The sequence below is a fragment of the Gammaproteobacteria bacterium genome (genome assembly GCA_009838035.1).
GTDB lineage: Bacteria > Pseudomonadota > Gammaproteobacteria > Steroidobacterales > Foliamicaceae > Foliamicus.
Window position 1 is genome coordinate 28536 of the sequence record VXSK01000024.1, and the last position, 684, is coordinate 29219.

Here is a 684-nt window from a genome sequence, read left to right on the forward strand (position 1 = left end):
GTTCCAGTCCGCCGGCCTGAACGTCAGCGAGTCCCTGTCCAGCGTCAGGTCCGTGCCCGCGTGACCGGAAATATCCACCGTGACCGTGTCCGTCGGCCGGGAGTCCAGCCGCACCGTGTAGCTGGCCGTCTCCTCCTCGGCGATGGTCAGCGCGCCCGGCGTCACGGTGAGCCCGGCGACGTCCTCCGCGCCGTCGTTGTCGGTCACGTACAAGACCGCGTTCCCGCGGTCCCACAGATCCTGCTCGCCGGGCGGGTCCGCGACCCGGTAGCCCGTCCCCGCCGCCAGGTCGAGATCCACGTGGCCCCGGCCGTCCGGCCAGTACGTTTCCACCACCTCGTCGTCCTCGGTCGCCACGGTGACGGTTAAGGTCGTCTCGCCCGCCGGGATCGTCACCGTGCGCCGCCCGGCGCCGCCCGGCGGCAGGAACCCGCCCCGGTCCGTCACGTCGATCGCCACGCGCAGGTCCTGCTCCGGCGCCGGATCCGCGTACAGCACGAAGGTGCCGGACTCGCCCTCCACCACCTCGTCGTAGACGACCTTCAGTTGGGTCTGCAGCGGCCGCGTCGTCTCCTCCGCCGGACCCCAGCCCACCGTGATCGTCGGCGCGTCGGCGTCCCAGGCGGCGATCCTGGTGACGGCGGCGGCCGGTCCGGTGTTGAGGCCGTCGCTGGCGGCGTCCTG

1 pseudogene (cut by a window edge) is annotated in these 684 nt (G+C 72.8%); it reads right to left on the bottom strand.

The window, feature by feature from the left end:
- Positions 1–594, bottom strand: a pseudogene (locus tag F4Y72_10730) (hypothetical protein); it reaches 21 nt to the left of the window's first position.
- Between the last annotated feature and the right edge of the window lie 90 nt (positions 595–684).